The sequence below is a fragment of the Streptomyces sp. 12E genome (assembly GCF_055633275.1).
The window spans coordinates 6,172,551-6,187,052 of the sequence record NZ_JBVNCJ010000001.1; the positions used below are offsets into that span (position 1 = coordinate 6,172,551).

The window sequence follows — 14,502 nt, forward strand, 5'->3', positions numbered from 1 at the left end:
TTCGAGAGACCGGCGGGGTCGGGTGACGCCGGTGGGCGTGGGGGGGGGCAAGAGGCGGGCGCGGTGCCGTCCGGTTACGACGCCGCGATGGCGCGGCGCACTACGTACGGCAGGATTCCGCCGTGCCGGAGGTAGGCGAGTTCCTGGCGTGAGTGGAGGCGCAGCCGGAGGCGGACCGTGGTGCGGGAGGCGTCGGGCCGGGTGAGGGACAGGGTGACGCGGTTCGTGCCGACGCGCAGGTCGGCGAGGCCGTCGAAGGTGAGTTCCTCCTCTCCGGTGAAGGCGTGGGCCGATGCCGTGTCGCCGTTCTCGAACTCCAGGGGCAGCACGCCCATGCCGATCAGGTTGTTGCGGTGGATGCGCTCGTACGACTCGGCGATCACCGCCCGCACTCCCAGCAGTGCCTGTGCCTTGGCGGCCCAGTCGCGGCTGGACCCGGCACCGTAGTTGCGGCCCGCGACGACGACCAGATCATGGCCCGCGGCACGGTAGGTCGCGGCGGCTTCGTGGACGGGCAGGACGGCGGAGCGGTCGGCGGTGTGGGCGTGACCGCCCGTGAAGGCGTCTGCCGACGGGAGGAGCAGGTTGCGGACGGCCGCATTGGTGAAGGCCCCGCGCAGCATGACCTCGTGATTGCTGCGGCGGGTCGAGTACTGGTTGAGGTCGCGGCGGGCGACACCGCGGTCCGTCAGCCAGCGCCCGGCGGCGCTGCGCGCCGGAATCGCGCCGGCCGGTGAGATGTGGTCCGTGGTGACGTCGTCGCCCAGCACCATCAGCACCTTGGCCCGCTCGACGCGCAGTCGGTCGGGCGGTGAGGCGGACAGGCCCGTGAGGTGCGGGGGGCGGCGGATGTAGGTGGAGTCCGGATCCCAGGAGAAGCGGACGCCGTCGGGCGCCTCGATCTCGTGCCACGCCCGGGTGCCCTCGCGCAGCCGGGTGGCGTTGGTCCGGAACATCTCGGGCCGTACGGAGGCGGCGACGCGCGCGGCGACCTCCTCATCGGTGGGCCACAGGTCCTTCAGGAACACGGGGGTGCCGTCCGCGCCGGTACCGAGCGGGTCGCGCTCGAAGTCGTGCAGGATCGAGCCGGCCAGCGCGTACGCCACGACCAGCGGTGGCGAGGCGAGGTAGGACTGGGCGACGCGCGGGTTGACGCGGCCGGCGAAGTTGCGGTTGCCGGACAGGACGGCCACCGGATCGATGTGGGCGTCGGCGGCGAGCCGCTCCAGCTCGGGGTGGAGCGGGCCCGAGTTGCCGATGCAGGTCATGCAGCCGAAGCCGACGATGTGGAAGCCGGTTTCCGCCAAGGGGCCCAGGAGTCCGGCCTCGCGCAGGTAGTCCTCGACCACCCGCGAGCCGGGTGACAGGGATGTCTTCACCCACGGCTTCGCCGTGAGCCCGGCCCGCCGTGCCCGTTCGGCGAGGAGTGCCGCCTGCACGACCAGCGTCGGATTGGCGGTGTTGGTGCAACTGGTGATGGCCGCTATGGCGACCGGCCCCTCGGGGAGCCGCTCCGCGAACTCCGTCGTGTGCGCAGGCCGACCGGCGGTGGTGGACCGGAAGGACTCGGGCACTCGGGACAGCGGAAGCCGCTGATGGGGCAGATCGGGGCCGGCCACGCTCGGCTCCACCGTCGCCAGATCGAGGTCGATGACGTCGTCGTAGCGCGGCTCGGGCCGGTCGGTGGTGCGCTTGAGGCCCTGCGCGGTCAGGTAGGCGTCGACCAGTCGTACGTGTGCCTCGTCGCGGCCGGTCAGCCGCAGGTAGGCGGCGGTCTCGTCGTCGTACGGGAAGTAGACGCAGGTCGCCCCGTACTCGGGCGCCATGTTGGAGACCGCGGCACGCTCCGCCCACCCGAGGGTGGTCGCACCGGGGCCGCAGAACTCCACGAACCGGTCCACCACGCCCTTGGCGCGCAGCAGCTCGGTGAGGGTGAGCGCCAGGTCGGTGGCGCCGACGCCCGGCCGCAGCCGCCCGGTCAGACGCACGCCCACCACGCGCGGGTACGGGATGGTGACCGCCTCGCCCAGCATGGCGGCCTGCCCCTCCAGGCCGCCCACGCCCCAGCCGACGACGCCCAGGGCGTTGATCATCGGGGTGTGGCTGTCGGTGGCGACGAGCACGTCCGGGTGCAGCCAGGGCAGGCCGCCCTCGGCCGGGTCCTCGTCGCGCCAGACCACGCGGGCCAGGACCTCCATGTTGACCTGGTGGATGATGCCGGTGCCGGGCGGCACGACCCGGAAGCCGCGCAGGCTGCGCTCGGCCCACTTCACGAACGCGTAGCGCTCGCTGTTGCGGCGGAAGTCGATGAGCAGGTTGCGCTCGACGGCGTCGGGGTGCCCGTACTCCTCGACGATGACCGAGTGGTCGACGGTCAGGTCCACGGGGACGGCCGGTTGCAGCCGCCCCGGGTCACCGCCGAGTTCGGCGACGCTGTCGCGCAGGGCGGCGAAGTCGGCGAGGGCGGGCAGACACGTGGTGTCGTGCAGCATGATCCGGTTCGGGTGCACCGGGAGCTCGCAGTCACCGTGGCCCGAGCGGGCACGGGCGAGTACGTCGCCGAGCGCGGCGGGGGAACGGCGGGCGACGTTCTCCAGCAGCACCCGGACCGCGTACGGCAGTTCGGCCAGCCGCTCGGCGGGCAGCAGCCCGGCCAGCGGCTGGTACCGGTACGAGTGCCCTGCGACGGTCAGGACGGCGGTGGCGGTGGGGTCCGTGCGAGGGTCTGTGCTCATGGTCCCTGCTGTCGTTCCGGGAAGAGGAGCCCACGGGCGCATGGCGCCGGGCGCGGCCCATATTGTCTCAAGCCGCTGATTGATACAACCGTTGGAGCGTCGGATTCTCGAAAAGGCCCGATGGCGGGGAAGGGTGCTCGGGGAGTGAGGTGCTCAGCGCTGCGTCTTGATGACGCGGACCTTGTCCAGGTGGCGGCGCAGGAAGGCGGCCGCCTCCTCGAGCTTCCCGTCCTCGACCAGGTCGAGCATGTGCAGGTGCTCGCGGGCCTGGCCGGCCAGGCGGGAGCGGTCGACCTGGTGGCGGTACTCGATGAGGCGGCGCAGCCGGTGCTGCCGGCGGGCGGCGTCCAGGAGGAACTGGTTGCCCGAGAAGCTCACGAGCATCTCGTGGAACGAGGCGTTGACGTGGAACAACTCCGCCCGGGGCAGCAGCAGGATGTCTCCGCGCAGCAGGGCCTCCTGCTGCTTGCGGTGCAGGGCCGCGGCCTCGGGGTCGATCGTGAAGCCGGGCTCCAGCAGGGCGTTCGGCTCGATGATCATGCGGAAGCGGTAGCTCTGGTCGTGCGCCTCGACGGTCGAGAGCACCTGCTGGAACTCCCAGCCGCGTCCACCGGCCTTACGGCGCACCAGGTCCTCGGACTCCATGCGGGCCAGTACCCGGTCGGCCTGGCGTGCCGACAGGCCGTAGCCGCGGCTGATGTCGGCCGCGGTGAACGGGCCGGTGAACCGTCCCCCGATGTAGTCGTCGGCGATCCGGAAGTACGCGTCCTCCTCGATGTCGGCGCCCGCCGCGAGATCCGTCCCGGTCAGGGTGGCGGCGTCACGGTCCAGGAAGAAACCCCGATTCGGTTCCCGCCTCAGAATGCCGACCTCGGCGAGGAAGAGCATCGCCTTCCGGGCCGGGGTGCGGGAGACGTCCAGCTCGTCCGCCGCCCACTGCTCGGTGATGTGCGCGCCCTCCTTCAGACCGCTGCGGCGCAGGAGATCGACCAGGCGGGTGGCGATGGAGGTGGTCAGGTTGGGCCGCGACATCAGTCTGCGCTCTTCGGAAGGGGATGGGGGACGCCCCATCTTATGAGTCCGGGTATGGCGGGCGCGGTCGCTGGACTCTCTCTCGTCAAGGGATTGTATCTATCGTCATGATGGTGCAAAGTTTGGCCGGGGTGCTGATTCGCGCCTCTGTGAAGCCAGGAGCAATGAGAGGCAGCCCTACAACGATGCAGTCGATTCCCGTCCCCACCGCCGACCTGGCCGACCAGTACGGCCACCGACTGCGTGTCTGCGGCGTGCAGTTCACCACCTACGGGGGACTGCGCTCCTTCGCCGGCCCGGTGCGGACCGTCTCCTGTCGCGAGGACAACGCCTTGCTGCACGAATTGCTCCATTCACCTGGTGACGGGGCCGTCGTGGTGGTCGATGGTGGCGGTTCCCTCGACACCACGCTTTTCGGTGATCGAATGGCGGCGAGGGCCCGGGACAATGGATGGGCAGGGGTCGTCGTGTACGGTGCCGTCCGCGACAGCGTCGCACTGGGCGGCATACGGCTTGGTGTGCAGGCGCTGGGCACCAATCCGCGCAGAGCGGACAAGACGGGGCGGGGAGCGGTGGACGTGCCCGTTTCCTTCGGCGGGGTCACGTTCGCCGTCGGTGATGTCCTGCATGCCGATGAGGACGGGGTGGTACTGCTCCCGGCCGGTCAGGGCCCTCAGGTGTCTGTTTCAGCGTGAGCAGCCGCGGCGGGCCAGGCTTGTCAGTGGACGGCTCGGGGACGTCGCGAAGTGAATCGTCGTCCGACGACGCGCTCTTGCGAACAACGGTTCTGCGCCGCGCCATCGAGGCGTGCCGGTGGCGAGCGGGACGGTGCGTGCTCCGACGTGGATGTGGCGCGAGCCGAGTGGCTCAGTGACGTGAGGCCGTTCGCTGTCGCGGAGGGTCGACGTGACGGTCAGGAGGGCGCCGATGCGGGCTTGGGCCTCGGTGACGCCTACCATCCGGGTGCGGCCAGTTCCTTCAGGGCACGGCGCACGTGGGGGAAGCCCGCAGGTGCTTCGCCTCGTGCGCCGGCCGCGCCGTACATCACGGACATCGCCGAACCGTGTGTCGTCCTTCGAGGTGCCCTGGAGTCGCTATGGATGACGATCCGGCCGGCGGTTTCGGCAAGGCCCTCGGCTGTCGGGGAAGGACCGAGCACGGGCCCCGCGACCAGCATCAGCGTCCGGGGGAGGGCCCACGGGCCTGTGGGAGACACAACCACCTTCCGTTGGGGAAATGACGAGTGACCCATGGCGTCAGGAGAGAGGGACGTTCTCACTGCGGGCGAGTCTGAGCCAGGTGACCAGGTGCCAGTCCTGGTCGTTGGCGAGTGGGTCGGCTCTGTGTGCCTGCCGCCCGTCGACCGTGCTGGGCATGACGAAGGCGCAGGTGGCGGAGCCGTCGGAGCGGTAGTTGATGAGGTTGGCCAGCAGGGACGAGCGGGCCACGTGCTCGGTGTGCGGGGTACGCAGACGCGGGGGGAGCCGGTACAGGACGGTCGCGGTCAGCACGCTCCAGTAGTGCGGGAAGACATCGCCGAAGAGCCGGTCCTGGCCGAACCAGTAGCCGTCCCAGTGCCGGATACTGACCCCGTTCAGCCGAACGTGCGGCTGGCGTCCGCTGAAGGCGAGCAGCCAGGGCAGCCGTTCGGCGATCTCCTTCTCCAGGACGGGGTCGGCGCTGATCCGCCACGCGTCGATGAGCAGGTTCAGCAACGGAGCGACGATGGCGTGTTCGTAGGCGACTTCGTGCTCGGGGAGCTGCTCGCCCAGGTTGATGAAGTGCCGCGCGGAGCGCACGATCTCCTCGCGCAGTCGCGCCGCCCGTTCTTCCTGCCCAGCGGTGTCCAGCGCGTCGGCGGCTTCGGCGACGGTCTCGGACAGACCGATCGCCAGGTGGCGTCCGGCGCCCAGCTCGTAGGCCCGTTCGAGAATGCGCGCGGCCGTTTCCAGTTGCTCGGGGTGACGGTGGACTCGGTGGTGCTCGAGGAAGAAGGAGGCCAGCCACGGAGCGTCGTAGAGCCGGATCCCGGTGTGCTGGTCCTGGGAGCCGCGGCGGGGGGCCAGGGTGTCGTCGAGCAGGTGGCCGAGGGCGAACTCGGCCCATCCCTCCACCAGGGGGTCGGCGATCTGCGGATCGATCCAGCCCTGTTGTCTGGCCAGCAGCACCAGGAGCGGCATGGCGATCCGTTCCGAGCCGTCGCTCCAGTCGGACCATCCGTTGGTCAGGACGGACAGGCCGGTAGTGGTGTCCACGGGTACGAACGCGTGGCGCAGCAGGCCGGGCCGTTCGGGTGAGCGCTGGCGGGTCACGATGTAGGTGACGCGTCGCCGTACGAGTTCGGGCGGCGACAGGTGGAAGAGGACCTCGGTGAAGGCGTCACCGACGCGTACGGTGACGGGGCCGTGGTCGGTGGAGGTGAGGACGGTGGCCTCGCCGTCGCGGCGGACGTCGACGTGCTCGGACAGGGGGGTGACGTCCGTGGCCGGGATGGTCAGTTCGTGGCCGACCTCGGTGGCCAGTGAAGTGACGTCGACAGGACCGGGATTGTGCCGCTCGAAGTCGTCAGGAGAGGCGTACCAGGTCAGGACCCATTCGATGGTGTAGGTCTGGCCGTGGGCCAGCTCGATGACGGGCTGTCCGCCGAAGGCGGACGGGTGGGCGGCGTGATCGGTCACGTTGAGGACGAGGTGGCCGCGGGCGTTCGACAGTGTGTTGGCGTTGCGACTCTCGATGGAGTAGCCGGCGAGTCGGCCGGTGCGGACCACGAGGCCGAGGCAGCGGCCGGTCCCGGAGATCGGCTGGGCCAGGACCCAGGACCGGCTGCCGCCGGTGAAGACGTGGGCGTGCACGGCGGTGCGCAGGGCGGCTGCGGCGTTCTCGTAGAGGTCGGCGAAGGGTGTCTGGATGCCCAGGGCACGGATGCTTCGCGTGGCCCCGCCGGTGTTGGTGAAGGTGTACCGCTCCAGGTAGTCGTCGCCCTGGATCCAGCGGGTCGTCTCCACGGTGATGCCGGTGATCGGGGCGTGCCTGACCCGGACGCGGTCCGGTTTCGCGTCGATGCTCTCGGGGGCGTTCCAGCGACCGGCGCCGGCGTCCGTCACCAGGTGCCCCGACCCCCAGGTGTGCTCGGTGGAGTGCCAGGGGGTGCGCGCGTCCAGCAGGAAGCGGCGGTCCGGCTGGTCGGGGTCGGTGAACTGCCGTGGTGCGCCGGAGCACAGGTGGACGCTGCCTGGGCCGAACGTCCAGGTGGTGTGGTCATCCCTTGAGGGCACCGGAGGAGAATCCCTTCACGTAGTAGCGCTGGAGCAGGAGGAACAGCAGGGCACAGGGGACGGCGGCGATGATGACGCCTGCCTGGAGGGAGCCGAAGTCGATGTGCCCGAGGGTGCCGGGACGCTGGGAGACCAGGGCGACCGGCAGCGTTGCCTTGTCGCCGTCGGACAGGAAGATCAGCGGCCCGATGAACTCGTTCCAGCCGGCGAGGAACGCGTAGAGCGTGACCGTGACGATGCCGGGCAGGACTCCGGGCAGCAGCATGCGGAAGAAGGTGCCGGTCCAGCCGCAGCCGTCGACCATGGCGGCCTCTTCCATCTCACGCGGCAGGGCGGAGAAGGAGTTGCGCATCATGAAGAGACTGAAGGGGAGCTGGAGGGTGGTCATCACGAGCGCGACGCCGACGATGGTGTTCTGCAGTCCCAGCCAGCCCAGCAGGATGGACAGGGGCAGGAGGAGCGAGGCGTAGGGCACCATCAGGATCGCCAGAGTGACGCCGAAGAGGATGTGCCGTCCGCGGAGGGGCAGCCGGGCGAAGGCGTAACCGCCCGTGGTGCTGATGACGACGGTGAACGCCACGGTCAGGGCGGCGAGCTGGAAGGTGTTCCCGACGTACGTCCCCAGCCCTTCGCCGTAGTCGATCACCTCGCGGTAGTTGATGAGTCCGAAGCCGTCCGCTCCGTGGAAGGACTGGCCCAGCAGGAAGAGCAGGGGGAGGGCGAACAGGGCGGCCAGAGCGGTGGTCAGGGTTGTAGTACGCGGCTGTGCGTGCGGTTGGCTTCTTGGTCACGGGGTGGGTCACTACGGGTGCCTCTGGTCTTCCGCGCCGCGGCGCATCAGGACGAACTGGCCCGTGTTCAGTCCGAGCAGGACGATCAGCAGGACCACGGACATCGCGGCGGCACGTCCCAGGTCGAACAGCGTGAACGCCTGCCGGTAGACGGCGAGCACGAGGGTGACGGTGGAGTTGTCGGGGCCGCCGGCCGTCATGATGAAGAACTGCTCGAAGGACAGCAGGCCGCCGGTGGCCGAGAGCAACAGGGCCAGCGAGAGCGAGGGCCGCAGCAGCGGCAGCGTGACCGACTTGAAGGTCGTCCACGCGCCCGCACCGTCCACACGTGCCGCCTCGTACAGCGGCGCGGGGATGGCCTGCAGGCGGCCGGTGAGCAGGATCAGCATGTAGAAGCCGGCGAAGCGCCAGGTGACCAGCAGAAGCGTGGAGGCGATGACGTGGTCGCGGGAGCCGATCCAGTCGACGGGGCCGATTCCCAGGACCGTGAGTGCCCCGTTGAGCGGGCTGCCCGGATCCATGAAGAACGAGTAGAACATCAGCGTCGCGGCCGCCATGCCGACCGCGACGGGCAGCAGGAACAAGGTGCGGAAGACACCCACGCCGCGCCGTGCCTCCTGCACGAGCAGGGCGAGTGCGAGCGAGACGACCAGCAGCACCGCGGTGGACAGAACCGTCCACACGATGGTGAACGTGATGGCCCGGGTGAACAGCGGATCCGTGACCGCCTCGTAGTCCGTCAGACCGTTGGGGCGGGAGGCGCCGATGAGTGGCCAGTCGTTGAAGGACATCCACACCAGCAGGCCGAGCGGAACGACGAAGAAGACGCCGACGACGAGGGTGGTGGGCAGGGCGAAGAGCATGCCGGCCCGGGACCGGTTGCGGGTGTGCGCGGACACCTTCGGGCGCAGCGGAAGGGCAGTGGCCATGTCGGTCAGCCGCCGATCTGCAGAGCGGCCGTGATCGCTGAGTTGTCCTCGGCCAGCGCCGCGGCGTCCGCACCGGAGAAGACGGCGTCGCGGAACAGCTTGTGCCATGGCCCGTTGGCGTCGGTGAAGACCTGGCCGAACGCCGGCGAGGACGGGGTGTGACCGGTGGCGACCAGCTTGTTCAGCGCCACGATGTTGGGGTCGGTCGCCGAGTAGCGGTTGTCCGCCAGATCGGTGCGCACCGGGAGCGCGCCGCTCTTGGCCACGACGTCGACCTGCGCCTTCTGCGACATGGCCTACTTCACGAAGTCCCATGCCTGACGCGCTTTGGCGGACGTGGCGGAGATTCCCAGGACGTCACCGCCGACGAAGGAGGACTGCTCGCCCTCCGCTCCGGGGATGGCGGTCACCCCGATACGGAGTTTGTCGTTCTGCTTGAGAGTGGCATAGCCGAGGGCGCCGAACCGCTGCAGGCCGACAGTGCCGTCCTGGAACCCCACGGTCCAGGTCGCCCCGGTCTCCTCGCGCGCCTTCTTCGGCACGACTCCGTCGGCGTACATCCGCTGCCAGGCGTCCATCCAAGCGCGGCTGGAGGCGGATTCCAGCTGTGCGGTGGTGCCGTCCCCGCTCAGCGGTTCCTCGCCGTCGGCCCATATCGAGGGCCAGCCGGCGAACATGTTGCAGCCCGGGCAGTTGCCCGCGAAGTAGGAGCCGGCGATGCCCTCGCCGAGGGCGTGAATCTCCGTGGCCTGCTGAACTTCTTCGGCGAGAGTGGTGGGCGGCCGGTCGGGATCGAGGCCGGCCTTCTCGTAGAGGACCTTGTTGTAGAACAGCGCCGACACGTCCACCACGGTGGGTACGGCGTAGAACTTCCGGTCGACGGTCGAGGCCGTGAGGGGGCCGGACGCCGGCTTGTCCTTGTACGGCAGTGAGTTGACCCGTCTGGTGAGGTCGAGCAGCACGTTCTTCGAGGCGAGGCCGGACGCGTGGGTGACGTCGGTGGCCAGCAGGTCGGGCAGAGCCTTGCTGCCGGCGGCGATACCCACTTTCTGCAGATACGAGTCGCCTGGGACGGACGTCAGCTTCACCTGGTTGCGGTGCGTGGCGTTGTAACGATTCACCAGTTGCCCGAGTGAGGAGTCGGCGGCCAGCCGGGTCCAGAGCGTCAGGTCGGCGCCGTCGTCCACGGCCGACACATCCCCCGCCGCGGTCTCCTGGCTCGCCTGGGGAGCGGCCTGGCATCCCGCCAGCAGTGCCGCGAGGGCCGCGGCGGCGACGGCGCACCACCTGTTCCTGTCATTGCGCACATCTGCCTCCATGCAGCAGTCGGCTCCAACAACGATTTCGACGCTATCCACGCAGGTAAAGTGGCATTACGTGGCGCCTGTAAGCGGCTGACCGAAATCGTTGTCTGCCCGCTATTAGCCAGCAGGGCCGCTTGTCATGTCAAGTACCTTGGGTGACATTGCCCACCCGGACAGGAGGCTTCATGGAGCACCCGGTGACCATTTCCGACGTGGCGCGGCGTGCGCAGGTGTCCCCTTCGACCGCATCCAAGGCGCTCAACGGACGGGCTCAGGTCAGCGAAGCCACCCGCCGGCGAGTGCTCGCGGCCGCCCGCGACCTCGACTACGCGCCCAATGCCTTCGCGCAGAACCTGCGCACCGGCAGGAGCCGAACCGTCGGCATCGTCGCCGCCGACGGCGTCGGAAGGTTCACCCTGCCCGTCCTCATGGGCGCGTCCCACGCGTTCGGGTCCGAGCAGATGGCAGTCCTGCTGTACGACTCCCACGGCGATCCCGAACTGGAACGCCGCAATCTGGACGCGTTGGTCAAGCACCAGGCCGACGGCGTGATCATGCTGGGGCAGCACACTGACGCGCGCCCGCCGGTCTCCCATGCCGCCCGCATGCCGATCGTGTACGCCTACGCTCCTTCCTCCGATCCGCGTGACTGCTCGGTGGTTCCCGACGAGGCCGACGGCGCACGGCAGGCGATCGAGCATCTGGTCCAGCAGGGCTGTCGCCGCATCGCCCACATCACCGGACCGAGCACCTTCCACGCCACACGGGTTCGCCTCGAAAGCGTCAAGGAGACACTCGCCGAGCACGGTCTGACACTCGCGGGTTCTCGCCCCTACGTCGGCGAGTGGAGCGAACAGTGGGGCATGTCCGCGACGATCATGCTGCTCACCGAGGACCCGTCCATCGACGCGATCTTCTGCGGCAACGACCAGCTCGCACGCGGAGCCGTCGACGCGGCCCGAGACATGGGCCGCAGGGTCCCCGACGACCTCGGCATCGTCGGATTCGACGACTGGGACGCATTCACCCTGGGCTCCCGCCCTCCCCTCAGTAGCGTCGACATGCGGCTCGAGGAACTGGGCAGGAGAGCCGCTCACCAACTGTTCGGCAGCCGTACGGAACGAGACCGAGGCCGCGTGACAGTCCCGTGCGAACTCATCGCACGTGACTCGTCCCAGCGACTGCCGGCGGTCGCCGCTGCGAGGAGCAAGGGTGAAGGAGGCTGACCACACCGGAGCTTTCGTCCGTTCGAACCAACTCTGCCCGCGCCGCATCCCATGCGATGGCTTCCCGCGGCGTGGCATAGGGGATATCCACGGTTGAGTGCGCGGGTTCTGCTCCCTAGGGTGCGCCGTCTGCCGGTGTCCGCCCCCTGCTCAACTGACGGGCCGCCGTACAACTGGCCGGAGTGAACGGGCAGTTCGACCCCAGAGGGTGCGCGACGGCCTTGTCCCAGCCCGAACTGCTTCGCCTGCTTGAGTCACCACGTTCGGCCGATGGTCTGGAACTCGTCCGCGACGGCGCCGACCGCTGCTGCAGGAGCTGATCGAGGCCGAGGCCACCGTAAAGATCGGCGCGCCGAGTTGGGCGAACACACCGACATTCCCGCCACCTGGCGCAACGGGCACCGCGAGAAGACAGTGACCAGCAGGCCGGCGACCTGGAACTCCCATCCCGAAGCTACGGGCCGGAAGTCGGTCAAGGAGGTCTCGTCCTCTGCTACCGCAGTGCCGTGGCGTTGGCGGGTGAGCCGACTCCGCCCGTGAGGTGCAGTGGTTTGACCGTCAGGAGACTGTCCCAGCGGCCGATGGCCCGGCAGTCGGCGGCCAGGGCTGTCAGGTTCCACAACTCGCCCAGGGGGAGCCCGAGTTTGGCGATCAGTTCTTGGTGCATCATGCCGTCGTCCTCGGGAGCGCTGTGCAGGAAGTCGCTGCCCGGCAGGACGGGCAGGACCTCCACGGCGAAGGCGTCGGTGGCCATCAGGGCGATGCGGTGGTCCCAGCACCAGGCGGCGAAGTCGCGGGACTGGGCGAAACCGGTGGCGCGCCGCGACTGTCTCGTTTCGGCGCGGGTGTCGGGATCGGTGGTGAGGTACCACTGGGCCCAGCCTGTGTGGACGAGGACGAGGTCGCCGTCTTCGACACGGGAACCCTGTGCGTCCAGTGCCGCGTCGAGCAGGTCCGGCGTGAGGGCGGGGCCGCAGGCGTGGTCGAGCGGGGTGCCGCGGTCGCGCAGCAGGCCGTCGATGTCGATGAACAGTCCTCGCCCGGCCAGCGGAGTCTCGGCCCACAGCTGGACGCCCAGGCGTGGGCTGCGCGGGGTGATGTCCTCGTCGGGGACACCGTTGTAGAAGCCGTGTCCGGAGGCGCGACGGTGGCGCAGTTCGTCGATCTGGGTGCTCGCCTGGAGGTGGAAGTCGTCCAGGACGTCGTCGCGGGCCTGGCCGCGGTCAAGGCCCGCACCCAGGCGACCAACCAGCTCAAGGCCGTCCTGGTCGGCGCCGACCCCGCCCTGCGGGAACGGTTGTCGAGCCTGGGCAATGCCGAGCTGTTCCGCACCTGCGCGCGCCTCGGCCCACCCGGTCGTGGGGGAGACGAGGACGCGGTGGCCCAGGCCACCCACATGACGTTGCGCATGCCCGCCGAGCGCATCGAACAGCTCACCGGGCAGATCAATGAGCTCAACCAACGCCTGACCCGGCTCGTCGAACACCACGTCCCCCAACTGCTCGAACCGGTGGGCATCGGCCCGGACAGCGCCGTCACTCTCCTGATCGCCATGGGAGACAACCCCGAGCGGCTGAACAGCGAGGAGTCCTTTGCTGCCCTTTGCGGAGTCAGCCCCATCGAGTACTCCTCGGGGCGGCGGTGCACACATCGGCTCAACTACGGCGGCGACCGCCAGGCGAACGCCGCCCCGCATCGCATCGTCTTCACCCGGCTGCGCCATGACCCGCGTGCCCAGGCGTACTACGAACGCCGCACCCAGGAGGGCAAGATCCGCCGTGAGATCATCCGATGCCTCAAGCGGTTCCCCGCACCCCTGCGTTATAGGGGCGTCCGTGAGACGTGAGAGGGTCTGGGGCGTGAGCGAGACACCACCCAACACCCTGCAATACCGCTTCGACGGGCCAGAAGACGCTCCGGTTCTGATCCTGGGTCCCTCACTGGGTACCACATGGCACATGTGGGACCGGCAGGTCCCCGAGCTGACGAAGCAGTGGCGTGTGTTCCGGTTCGATCTGCCGGGACACGGGGGCGCCCCCGCACATCCCGCGGGCTCGGTCGCCGATCTCACCACGCGGCTGCTCGCCACTCTCGAAGGGCTGGGCGTGCAGCGCTTCGGCTACGCGGGCTGCGCGCTCGGCGGCGCCGTGGGGATCGAGCTGGCCCTGCGCCACCCCGAGCGCCTCGCCTCCCTCGCGCTGATCGCCGCCTCGCCCCGCTTCGGCACGGCGGACGAGTTCCGCCGGCGCGGGGTGATCGTGCGGACCAACGGCCTCGACCCCATCGCCCGCTCCGCGCCGGAGCGCTGGTTCACCGGCGGGTTCGCCGCCGCCCAGCCCGCGATCACCGAGTGGGCCGTGCAGATGGTGCGCACCACCGACCCCGGCTGCTACATCGCCGCCTGCGAGGCCCTCGCCTCGTTCGACGCGCGGGCCGGGCTCGGCAGCGTCGGCGTGCCGACCCTGGTGCTGGTCGGCTCCGAGGACCAGGTCACCGGCCCCGCCGAGGCCCGTACGCTGGTCGCCGGGATCCCGGACGCCCGGCTCGCCGTCGTCCCCGGCGCCTCCCACCTGGTGCCGGTGGAGCAGCCGGCCGCCGTCACCGATCTGCTGGTGCGGCACTTCTCCACCGCCTGGCAGCCCGGCTTCGACACCGCCACCGGCCACGTCGCCATGCCCGCGGCGGCGGTGCGGCCGGCGCCGGCCGTCGTCCCGCCGCAGCAGGCCCCCGTCGCCGAGATCGCCCCGCCGCCCGCCGCACCGCAGCAGCCGCAGGGCAGGCCGGACCCCTACGACGCCGGGCTCAAGGCCCGCCGGGAAGTGCTGGGCGACGCGCACGTCGACGGGGTGCTGGCCGGGACCGACGCGTTCTCGGGCGACTTCCAGGAGCTCGTCACCCGCTACGCCTGGGGCGAGGTCTGGAACCGGCCCGGACTCGACCGGCGCACCCGCAGCTGCGTCACCCTCACCGCCCTCGTCGCCGGCGGCCACCTGGAGGAGCTCGCCTTCCACACCCGGGCCGCCCTGCGCAACGGGCTCACCCCGGACGAGATCAAGGAGGTGCTGCTCCAGACGGCCGTCTACTGCGGCGTCCCGGCGGCGAACAGTGCCTTCCGGGTGGCCCAGCAGGTCATCCGCGAGGAGACCACGCCCCAGGAGTGAGCCCTCCGGGGGTGCTGTGCGCGGCCGCGGGCGGCACGGGGGCAGGATG

Annotated in this window: 12 protein-coding genes and 1 pseudogene; 5 read left to right on the plus strand and 8 right to left on the minus strand. The window is 70.0% G+C overall.

From position 1 onward, the window contains the following. Window positions 1-74: 74 nt before the first annotated feature. Window positions 75-2,735: an aconitate hydratase AcnA gene (acnA, locus tag ACZ8ZB_RS28355; RefSeq protein ID WP_470740456.1), complete on the minus strand. Its 2,661-nt coding sequence runs from the start codon at window positions 2,733-2,735 to the stop codon at window positions 75-77. A 153-nt stretch (window positions 2,736-2,888) separates the two neighbouring features. Beyond that, the gene (locus ACZ8ZB_RS28360) at window positions 2,889-3,767 is read right to left on the minus strand and encodes a GntR family transcriptional regulator (protein WP_106411711.1); all 879 of its coding nucleotides are present in this window, start codon (window positions 3,765-3,767) and stop codon (window positions 2,889-2,891) included. 185 nt (window positions 3,768-3,952) lie between these two features. Between ACZ8ZB_RS28360 and rraA the strand changes: the two genes are divergently transcribed. Then, the gene (gene rraA, locus ACZ8ZB_RS28365; RefSeq protein WP_470740457.1) at window positions 3,953-4,462 is read left to right on the plus strand and encodes a ribonuclease E activity regulator RraA; all 510 of its coding nucleotides are present in this window, start codon (window positions 3,953-3,955) and stop codon (window positions 4,460-4,462) included. 561 nt (window positions 4,463-5,023) lie between these two features. On the opposite strand, the gene ACZ8ZB_RS28370 is transcribed toward rraA, so the two are convergent. From ACZ8ZB_RS28370 to ACZ8ZB_RS28390, 5 genes are all read right to left on the minus strand, one after another. Next, window positions 5,024-7,042: a hypothetical protein gene (locus ACZ8ZB_RS28370; protein ID WP_470740458.1), complete on the minus strand. Its 2,019-nt coding sequence runs from the start codon at window positions 7,040-7,042 to the stop codon at window positions 5,024-5,026. Next, the gene (locus ACZ8ZB_RS28375) at window positions 7,026-7,688 is read right to left on the minus strand and encodes a carbohydrate ABC transporter permease (protein WP_470740459.1); all 663 of its coding nucleotides are present in this window, start codon (window positions 7,686-7,688) and stop codon (window positions 7,026-7,028) included. Before ACZ8ZB_RS28375 ends, ACZ8ZB_RS28370 begins: the two co-directional genes overlap by 17 nt. Before the next feature lie 156 nt (window positions 7,689-7,844). Then, the gene (locus ACZ8ZB_RS28380) at window positions 7,845-8,762 is read right to left on the minus strand and encodes a carbohydrate ABC transporter permease (protein ID WP_470740460.1); all 918 of its coding nucleotides are present in this window, start codon (window positions 8,760-8,762) and stop codon (window positions 7,845-7,847) included. Between the two features lie 5 nt (window positions 8,763-8,767). Further along, window positions 8,768-9,055, minus strand: coding sequence for a hypothetical protein (locus ACZ8ZB_RS28385; protein ID WP_470740461.1), 288 nt, complete (start codon window positions 9,053-9,055; stop codon window positions 8,768-8,770). 3 nt (window positions 9,056-9,058) lie between these two features. Further along, window positions 9,059-10,069, minus strand: a complete 1,011-nt coding sequence (locus ACZ8ZB_RS28390; RefSeq protein ID WP_470740462.1) for an extracellular solute-binding protein — start codon at window positions 10,067-10,069, stop codon at window positions 9,059-9,061. 194 nt (window positions 10,070-10,263) lie between these two features. Between ACZ8ZB_RS28390 and ACZ8ZB_RS28395 the strand changes: the two genes are divergently transcribed. Next, window positions 10,264-11,292, plus strand: coding sequence for a LacI family DNA-binding transcriptional regulator (locus tag ACZ8ZB_RS28395; RefSeq protein ID WP_470740463.1), 1,029 nt, complete (start codon window positions 10,264-10,266; stop codon window positions 11,290-11,292). A gap of 182 nt (window positions 11,293-11,474) precedes the next feature. Then, window positions 11,475-11,761 (plus strand): annotated as a pseudogene (locus ACZ8ZB_RS28400) (transposase); the annotation flags it as partial. Between the two features lie 24 nt (window positions 11,762-11,785). On the opposite strand, the gene ACZ8ZB_RS28405 reads toward ACZ8ZB_RS28400, so the two are convergent. Beyond that, complete coding sequence (locus tag ACZ8ZB_RS28405; protein ID WP_470740464.1) at window positions 11,786-12,688, minus strand: cyclase family protein; 903 nt, start codon at window positions 12,686-12,688, stop codon at window positions 11,786-11,788. Here ACZ8ZB_RS28405 and ACZ8ZB_RS28410 point away from each other — a divergent pair, their 5' ends adjacent. Both ACZ8ZB_RS28410 and pcaDC read left to right on the plus strand, forming a co-directional pair. After that, on the plus strand, window positions 12,689-13,138 hold the full coding sequence (locus ACZ8ZB_RS28410; protein WP_470740465.1) for a transposase: 450 nt from the start codon (window positions 12,689-12,691) through the stop codon (window positions 13,136-13,138). A gap of 13 nt (window positions 13,139-13,151) precedes the next feature. Next, window positions 13,152-14,453 carry a bifunctional 3-oxoadipate enol-lactonase/4-carboxymuconolactone decarboxylase PcaDC gene (pcaDC, locus tag ACZ8ZB_RS28415; protein ID WP_470740466.1) on the plus strand — a complete coding sequence of 434 codons (1,302 nt, stop codon included), beginning with the start codon at window positions 13,152-13,154 and terminating at the stop codon, window positions 14,451-14,453. Window positions 14,454-14,502: the final 49 nt, after the last annotated feature.